The following is an 8,813-nucleotide window of genomic DNA, read 5'->3' as shown; positions in this document are numbered from 1 at the left end:
ATGTTCTCGAACCCGTGCGAAGAGTACAAGGTCAACGACGTGCTCGTGCGCGCGCTCGACCGCATCCTGATCCTGCATGCGGACCATGAGCAGAACGCGTCGACGTCGACGGTGCGTCTCGCGGGTTCGTCGGGTGCGAATCCGTTCGCGTGTATCGCGGCGGGCATCGCGTGTCTGTGGGGCCCGGCGCACGGCGGTGCGAACGAAGCCGCGCTGAACATGCTGGAAGAGATCGGCTCGGTCGACAACATCGCCGAGTTCATCAAGCAGGTGAAGGACAAGAACTCGGGCGTGAAGCTGATGGGCTTCGGTCACCGTGTCTACAAGAACTACGACCCGCGCGCGAAGCTGATGCGCGAGACATGCCACGAAGTGCTGAACGAACTCGGCCTGCACGACGACCCGCTCTTCAAGCTCGCGATGGAACTGGAAAAGATCGCGCTGGAAGACGAATACTTCGTGTCGCGCAAGCTGTATCCGAACGTCGACTTCTATTCGGGTATCGTGCAGCGCGCGCTGGGCATTCCGACGTCGATGTTCACGTGCATCTTCGCGATGGCGCGCACGGTCGGCTGGATCGCGCAGTGGAACGAGATGATTGCCGATCCCGAGCAGAAAATCGGCCGCCCGCGTCAGTTGTTCATTGGGGCGGACAAAAGGGCGGTTGATCCAGAAACCAGCTTCCCGCACATTCATTACGGATGAAATCCGCGAGCCACCTGACCCGCGCGACATCGCGCGTTTCCGCGAGCGTCACGAGCCAGTACGAGCGCGATAACGCGATCTGCTCTGGCAACAAGCGCACGAGATTGGGATCGGTGCGCGCGATGAAGCACGGCAACACACCGAGTCCCACGCCGCCCGAAACGGCAGCCGCCTGACTGATGACATTGGAGATGCGGATCGTCGGCACGAGAGAATTCGAAATCTGCGGCAAATAATTCAACTCGGCGGACCACATCTGGTCCTCGACGTATCCGACCCAAGGATGCTTCGGCAAATCGCGCCGCGACGCGATCTTCCGATGCCGCGCCAGATAATCGCGCGACGCATAAACCCCCAACGCATAATCCGTCAGCTTGTGTGCATACACGCGCCCTTGTGCGGGCCGCGTCATGCTCACGGCGAGATCGGCCTCTCGCTTCGAGAGACTGAACATGCGCGGATTGGCGATCAACTCGATCTCGAGTTGCGGGTGCACCGCCGCCACCTGCGCGATGCGCGGCGCAAGGAAATACGTGCCGAACCCCTCCGGCGTGCCGATGCGCACGCTGCCGGTCAGACCAATCGACGCATCTTCCAGCCGATGACGCATCTGCATCGCCAGGCTTTCCATGCCTTCCGCGTCGCTGAGCGCGCGCTCGCCTTCGGGCGTGAGCACGAATCCAACCGAACTGCGATCGAACAGCCTCACGCGCAAGGCCTTTTCGAGCGCGGCCACGCGCCGGCTCAGAGTCGAATGATCGACGCCCATCTGCTGCGCCGCGACCGTGAGCCGGCCCGCGCGCGCGATGGCGAGGAATGCCTGAATGTCGTCCCAGTCGAAGCCGCGCATGGGGATTTTTGCACAGGACGGTTGCCGAATTGCCCATTCTATTGCAAGAAACAGCCTGCTATCTTTTTCCTGAACGCGGCGAACACGAAGCATGCCGCGCGCGGTTCTCATAACAGCCGAGAAAATCCAGGAGACTCACAGCATGTCGCTCATCGCGAAACTCAAGGCCCGTGCGCAGGAAGGCAAGCCGGTCAAGGTCGGTCTGATCGGGGCAGGGAAATTTGGCTCCATGTATCTGTCGCAGGCGCCGCGCACGCCGGGCATTCATCTCGTCGGCGTGGCCGATCTGTCGCCCGATCGCGCTCGCGCGTCCCTCAGGCGCGTGGGCTGGGAAGAAGCGCGTTATTCCGCGCGTTCATGGACCGAAGCAAGAGCCAACGGCTCGACGTTCATCACCGACGACGCCGATGCGATGATTGCGAGCGATCACGTCGATATCGTCATCGACGCGACGGGCAGCCCCGCGGCCGGCATTCATCACGCGCTGCTGTGCTGCAAGCATCGCAAGCACATCGTGATGGTCAACGTCGAAGCGGACGTGCTCGCAGGTCCCTTGCTCGCGCGACGCGCCGAAGAAGCGGGCATCGTCTATTCGATGGCCTCGGGCGATCAGCCCGCGCTCATCGCGGAACTCGTCGACTGGGCGCGCACCATCGGCATGGAAGTGATCTGCGCCGGCAAGGGCACGAAGTATCTGCCCGTCTATCATCAATCGACGCCGGATACGGTCTGGGGTCACTACGGCTTCACCGAAGAGCAGGTCGGCTCAGGCGACTTCAACGCGCAGATGTTCAACTCGTTTCTCGACGGCACGAAATCCGCGCTCGAAATGGCGGCCGTGTCCAACGCCTGCGATCTGCGCCCGCCCGCCGATGGCCTCGCGTTTCCCGCATGCGGCGTCGACGATCTCCCGACACTTCTGCGTCCGCAATCGGACGGCGGCATCCTTGCGCATCGCGGCAGCGTCGAAGTGGTGTCGTCGCTCGAACGCGACGGACGCCCCGTGTTCCGCGATCTGCGCTGGGGCGTGTACGCGGTCTTCGAAGCGCCGACCGACTACGTGCGCGACTGCTTCGCGCAGTACGGCCTCAAGACCGACAGCACGGGCCGCTTCGCCGCGATGTACAAGCCGTATCACCTGATCGGCCTCGAACTGGGGCATTCGATCGCGAGCATCGCGGTGCGCGGCGAAGCGACCGGCGCGACCTCGGGCTTTCATGGCGATGTCGCGGCCACCGCAAAGCGCGATCTGCGTGCGGGCGAGCGTCTCGACGGCGAAGGCGGCCATACCGTCTACGGCAAGCTGATGCCCGCCGCCGATTCGCTGATGCACGGCGCATTGCCCATCGGTCTCGCGCATAACGTCGTGCTGCAACGTCCGGTCGCGGCCGGACAGCCCGTGCGCTGGAGCGATATCGCGTTCGATGCGAACAAGGAATCGATTCGAGTGCGCCGTGAAATGGAAGACATCTTCCGCGCCGAGATGAAGCTGGAGGTGCCGGCGCAAAAACTCGCCAGCTAGCAACATTAACGTTCTTTGATCCCTTGCGCCCGGTCCGTTCGGTGGCCCGGGCGCTTCGCACTCTCAACGCCCGGCAAAGGGCGACGGAGGAGACATGAGCCAAATCAGCGAAACGCTAGGCGTCGCACAATCCGGCACGACGGACGTGTACCGCAAGATCACGTGGCGCATCATGCCGTTCATCGTGCTGTGCTATCTCTGCAACTATCTCGATCGCGTGAATGTGGGCTTCGCGAAGCTGCAGATGCTGTCCGATCTCGGTTTCTCCGATGCCGTCTACGGCCTCGGCGCAGGTATTTTCTTCATCGGCTATTTCATATTCGAGGTGCCGAGCAATCTGATCCTGCATCGCGTCGGCGCGCGGCGCTGGATCGCGCGCATCATGATCACGTGGGCAATCATCTCGGCGCTCACGCTCGTCGTGAAGACGCCGTTTCAGTTCTATCTGGTGCGCTTTCTGCTGGGTGTCGCCGAGGCGGGCTTCTCTCCGGGCATCATGCTGTATCTCACGTACTGGTTCCCGGCGAAAAAGCGCGGCTTCGCCTACGGCGTGTATTACATCGCGATTCCCCTCGCGGGCATCGTCGGCGGGCCGCTGTCTGGCTGGATTCTCTCGGCGTTCGGACACTCGGGGACGTTGGCGGCGTGGCAATGGCTCTTTCTGATCGAAGCGATTCCCGCGCTCGTCGTCGGCATCATGGTGCTGTGGTTCATGGTCGACAAGCCGGGGCAGGCGAAGTGGCTGACCGACGATGAAAAGCGTCTCGTCACGCATGCGGTCGAGCGCGAGGAGGCGGACAAGACGGCGCATCACAACGCGCGCGCGTTCCTGTCCGACATCAACATCTGGAAGCTGTGCGGCGTGTATTTCTGCCAGATCATCGGCCTCTACGGGATCAGCTTCTGGCTGCCGTCGATCATCAAGGACAGCGGGCTCACGAATGTCGAGCTGATCGGCTGGCTCTCGGCAATCCCGTATATCGTCGCGATTCCGGCGATCATTCTTACCGGCATGAGTGCCGACCGGTTCCGCTCACGCCGAATGCACTTCTCGGTGGCGCTCGTGATCGGAGCGATCGGCTTTGCGGCGAGCGGTTACGTCGGGCATCAACCGGCGCTTGCGGTGATCGCGTTGAGCGTCGCGGCAGCGGGCATCCTGTCGGCGCTGTCGCTGTTCTGGGGCATTCCCGCCGCGTTCCTCGCGGGCACGTCCGCTGCGGCGGGCATTGCGGGCATCAATTGCGTCGGCAATCTCGCGGGCTTCGTGTCGCCCTACATGGTCGGCTGGCTCAACGTGACCACGCATAACAACAGCATCGGCCTCTATGCGGTCGCGGGCTTCATGGTCGTCGGCGCATTCGCGGTGCGGGCCATTTCGGGCAAGCTCGCCGATCGTTGATGCGATGGTTCAACAAAAAGCGCCCGCTTGCTGCGGGCGCTCGGGCTGCTGACCAATCCGCTAATCTCAGAGCGCCACGTCGGTCGTCACGCGCACCGTGCCTTCCATCAGCACGCGTGCGCTTCGGCTCATGATGGCCTTCTTGACCTGCCATTCGCCATTCGACTCGACGGCCTCCGCGCCCACGCGCAACGTGCCCGACGGATGACCGAAACGCACCGCTTCACGCTCGCCGCCGCCCGCCGCCAGATTGACGAGCGTGCCCGGAATCGCCGCCGCCGTGCCGATCGCGACCGCGGCCGTTCCCATCATCGCGTGATGCAGCTTGCCCATCGACATTGCGCGCACGAGCACGTCGACATCGTCCGCGCCGATGCGCTTGCCGCTCGATGCGACATATTCCGCCGGCCGCGCGACGAACGCGATTTTCGGCGTGTGCTGACGCTTGACGATTTCATCGAGGCTCTTGATCAGCCCCATGCGCAGCGCGCCGTATGCACGGATGGTCTCGAGGCGCTTCAGGGCCGCGTCGTCGCCGTTGATCGCGTCCTGTAGCTCGGTGCCCTTGTAGCCGATGGCCTCTGCGTTCAGGAAGATCGTCGGAATGCCGGCGTTGATCATCGTCGCCTTGAAGGTGCCGATGCCGGGGACTTCGAGATCGTCGACGACGTTGCCGGTCGGGAACATCGCGCCCCCCGCGCCTTCTTCCTCCGCTGCGGGATCGAGAAATTCGAGCTGCACTTCGGCAGCGGGGAAGGTCACGCCGTCCAGCTCGAAGTCGCCGGTTTCCTGCACGGCGCCGCTCGTCATCGGCACATGCGCGATGATCGTCTTGCCGATATTCGCCTGCCAGATGCGAACGGTCGCGATGCCGTTGTCCGGCACGCGTTCAGGATCGACGAGGCCGCCCGAGATCGCGAACGGACCGACCGCCGCTGACAGATTGCCGCAATTGCCGGTCCAGTCGACGAACGGCTTGTCGATGGCAACCTGCCCGAACAGATAGTCGACGTCATGACCGGGCCGCGTGCTCTTCGACACGATGACCGTCTTGCTCGTGCTCGATGTCGCGCCGCCCATGCCGTCGATTTGCTTGCCGTACGGGTCCGGGCTGCCGATGACGCGCAAAAAGAGCGCGTCGCGCGCCGGGCCGGGCACGCGCGCCGCTTCGGGCAAATCGTTCAGCCGAAAGAAAACGCCCTTGCTGGTGCCGCCGCGCATGTAGGTCGCGGCAATCTTGATCTGAGGTGCGTGTGCCATGTGATTCCTTTGTTAGAGAGGGCAGCGTGCGATATCAGGCCGCTGCCTTCGACGATTCCAGGAAGTCCTGCGCGAAGCGTTGCAGCACGCCGCCGGCTTCGTAGATCGACACTTCTTCTGCCGTATCGAGACGGCACGTCACGGGCACTTCGACACGCTCGCCGTTCCTGCGATGAATCACGAGCGTAAGATCCGCACGCGGCTTGCGCTCGCCGATCACATCGTATGTCTCGGTGCCGTCGATGCCGTACGTCTGCCGGTTCGCGCCTGCCTTGAATTCGAGCGGCAGCACGCCCATGCCGATCAGGTTCGTGCGATGAATGCGCTCGAACCCTTCCGCGACGATCGCCTCGACGCCCGCGAGCCGCACGCCCTTCGCGGCCCAGTCGCGCGACGAGCCCTGCCCATAATCCGCGCCCGCGACGATGATGAGCGGCTGCTTGCGTTCCATGTACGTTTCGATCGCTTCCCACATGCGCGTGACCTTGCCTTCCGGTTCGATGCGCGCGAGCGAGCCGTTCTTCACCTGACCATCGACGAGCGCCATTTCGTTGATGAGCGTCGGATTCGCGAAGGTCGCGCGCTGCGCCGTCAGATGGTCGCCGCGGTGCGTCGCATATGAGTTGAAGTCTTCCTCGGGCAAGCCCATCTTCGCGAGATATTCGCCCGCTGCGCTGTTCGCGAGAATCGCGTTGGACGGCGAGAGATGATCGGTCGTGATGTTGTCGCCGAGCACGGCGAGCGGGCGCATGCCCTTGAGCGTGCGCTCTCCCGCGAGCGCGCCTTCCCAATACGGCGGACGGCGAATATAGGTGCTTTGCGCGCGCCAGTCGTAGAGCGGGCTGATGGTCTCGCCGCTCGCCGGCGTCAGCGCGAACATCGGTTCATAGACCTTGCGGAACTGCTCGGGCTTCACGCTCTGCTTGACGATGGCGTCGATCTCTTCATCGCTCGGCCAGATGTCTTTCAGATACACGGGCTGGCCGTTCTTGCCGACGCCGAGCGCATCGCGTTCGATATCGAAGCGGATCGTGCCCGCGATCGCATACGCGACGACGAGCGGCGGCGACGCGAGAAACGCCTGCTTCGCATACGGATGAATGCGGCCATCGAAGTTGCGGTTTCCCGAGAGCACGGCGGTCGCGTACAGATCGCGATCGATGATTTCCTGCTGAATCGCCGGATCGAGCGCGCCCGACATGCCGTTGCACGTCGTGCACGCGAACGCGACGATGCCGAAGCCGAGCTGCTCCAGATCGGGCAGCAGATTGGCTTCCTGCAAATACAGCTCGACCGCTTTCGAACCCGGCGCCAGCGACGACTTCACCCACGGCTTGCGCGTGAGGCCTTGCGCGTTCGCATTGCGTGCAAGCAAAGCCGCCGCGATCACGTTGCGCGGATTGCTGGTGTTCGTGCAGCTCGTGATCGCCGCGATGATCACCGCGCCGTCCGGCATCTGCCCAGGCGTGTCTTCCCATTTGCCCGCGATACCGCGCGTCGCCAGTTCCGAGACCGGCAAACGCTTGTGCGGATTCGACGGGCCGGCCATATTGCGCACGACCGTCGACAGATCGAAATGCAGCACGCGTTCGTATTCGGCGTGATCGAGCGAATCGGCCCACAGGCCAGTGGTTTTCGCGTAGTGCTCGACAAGGCTCACTTGCTTGTCGTCGCGGCCGGTGAGACGCAGATACTCGATCGTCTGCTCGTCGATATAGAACATCGCGGCGGTCGCGCCGTATTCGGGCGCCATGTTCGAGATCGTCGCGCGGTCGCCCAGCGTGAGGCTCGATGCGCCTTCGCCGTAGAACTCCAGATACGCGCCGACGACCTTTTCCTTGCGCAGGAATTCGGTGAGCGCGAGCACGATATCGGTCGCCGTGATGCCCGGCTGACGCTTGCCGGAGAGCTCGACACCGACGATATCCGGCAGGCGCATCCACGACGCGCGGCCCAGCATCACGTTCTCGGCTTCGAGGCCGCCCACGCCGATCGCGATCACGCCGAGCGCATCGACATGCGGCGTGTGGCTGTCGGTGCCGACGAGCGTATCCGGATACGCGATGCCATCGACCGCGTGAATCACGGGCGACATGCGCTCCAGATTGATCTGATGCATGATCCCGTTGCCCGGCGGAATCACATCGACATTTCTGAACGCCTTCTTGGTCCAGTTGATGAAATCGAAACGATCTTCGTTGCGCCGGTCTTCGATCGCGCGGTTCTTCGCGAACGCGTCCGGATCGAAGCCGCCGCATTCCACCGCGAGCGAATGATCGACGATGAGCTGCACGGGCACGACCGGATTCACCTTCGCGGGGTCGCCGCCCTGGTCCGCGATGGCGTCGCGCAGGCCGGCGAGATCGACCAGCGCCGTTTGCCCGAGAATGTCGTGACAGACGACGCGCGCGGGGAACCACGGGAAATCGCGCTCCCGCTTCCTTTCGACGAGCTGCGTGAGCGATGCATCGAGAATCGCCGGATCGCAGCGGCGCACGAGGTTTTCCGCGAGCACGCGCGAGGTGTAAGGCAGCTTGTCGTAAGCGCCGGGCGCGATGGCTTCGACGGCTGCGCGCGCATCGAAGTAATCGAGTGAGGAGCCGGGCAGGGATTTGCGGTTTGCAGTATTCATCGCGGTGTCTCGGTCATGGCATGGTCTTTCGGTGCCATGCTCAAGGTATTGTGGGGGAAACCCCTTGGGTTCGAAAGTCGGGCTATTCGGATGCCGCTGGCCTTTCCGTCCGAGGTAAGAGTATGACTCGTATCGGTGATGACCGGCGCTGCATGGCCTGCCGCTGAGGCAGGCTCGTAGCCTGAAAAAAGGGCCCGCTGCTTGGTGCGGCAGCGGAGCCCAACGCCCTCAAGTAACTTGCGTATCTCGTGTATCAGGCACGCTTGGCCAGCGGGACGAACTCGAGATTCTCCGGTCCGGTGTAATTCGCGCTCGGACGGATGATCTTGTTGTCGATGCGTTGCTCGATGATATGCGCGGCCCAGCCGGACGTGCGCGAGATCACGAAAAGCGGCGTGAACATGGCGGTCGGCACGCCCATCATGTGATACGAAACCGCGCTGAA

Annotated in this window: 7 protein-coding genes; 3 read left to right on the top strand and 4 right to left on the bottom strand. The window is 63.2% G+C overall.

All coding sequences use genetic code 11. The features are described from left to right. Positions 1–705, top strand: a 705-nt coding sequence (locus AWB74_RS42780) for a citrate/2-methylcitrate synthase (RefSeq protein WP_327363257.1), incomplete at its 5' end; no start/stop codon positions are given. Here the strand turns inward: AWB74_RS42780 and AWB74_RS42775 are convergent. Beyond that, a complete protein-coding gene (locus AWB74_RS42775; protein WP_061152554.1) occupies positions 641–1,555 on the bottom strand; it encodes a LysR family transcriptional regulator in 915 nt (304 codons plus the stop codon). The genes AWB74_RS42780 and AWB74_RS42775 overlap by 65 nt on opposite strands. 142 nt (positions 1,556–1,697) lie before the next feature. Here AWB74_RS42775 and AWB74_RS42770 point away from each other — a divergent pair, with 142 nt between their 5' ends. Together AWB74_RS42770 and AWB74_RS42765 are read left to right on the top strand one after the other, a co-directional pair. After that, positions 1,698–3,077 (top strand): NAD(P)H-dependent oxidoreductase, encoded by a 1,380-nt coding sequence (locus tag AWB74_RS42770; RefSeq protein WP_061152553.1) that lies wholly within the window; start codon positions 1,698–1,700, stop codon positions 3,075–3,077. A gap of 94 nt (positions 3,078–3,171) precedes the next feature. Next, positions 3,172–4,476: an MFS transporter gene (locus AWB74_RS42765; protein WP_061152552.1), complete on the top strand. Its 1,305-nt coding sequence runs from the start codon at positions 3,172–3,174 to the stop codon at positions 4,474–4,476. Between the two features lie 66 nt (positions 4,477–4,542). Here the strand turns inward: AWB74_RS42765 and prpF are convergent, their stop codons facing one another. From prpF to AWB74_RS42750, 3 genes are all read right to left on the bottom strand, one after another. After that, the gene (gene prpF, locus AWB74_RS42760) at positions 4,543–5,736 is read right to left on the bottom strand and encodes a 2-methylaconitate cis-trans isomerase PrpF (RefSeq protein ID WP_061152551.1); all 1,194 of its coding nucleotides are present in this window, start codon (positions 5,734–5,736) and stop codon (positions 4,543–4,545) included. 34 nt (positions 5,737–5,770) lie between these two features. Next, positions 5,771–8,368 (bottom strand): Fe/S-dependent 2-methylisocitrate dehydratase AcnD, encoded by a 2,598-nt coding sequence (gene acnD, locus AWB74_RS42755; protein ID WP_061152550.1) that lies wholly within the window; start codon positions 8,366–8,368, stop codon positions 5,771–5,773. A 253-nt stretch (positions 8,369–8,621) separates the two neighbouring features. Beyond that, the coding region (locus AWB74_RS42750) for a citrate/2-methylcitrate synthase (RefSeq protein WP_327363254.1) at positions 8,622–8,813 on the bottom strand (192 nt) is incomplete at its 5' end.

This window comes from Caballeronia arvi (genome assembly GCF_001544695.2).
Lineage (GTDB): Bacteria > Pseudomonadota > Gammaproteobacteria > Burkholderiales > Burkholderiaceae > Caballeronia > Caballeronia arvi.
Note: the sequence above shows the minus strand (reverse complement) of the source record. Positions and strands in the feature narration are given on the sequence as shown.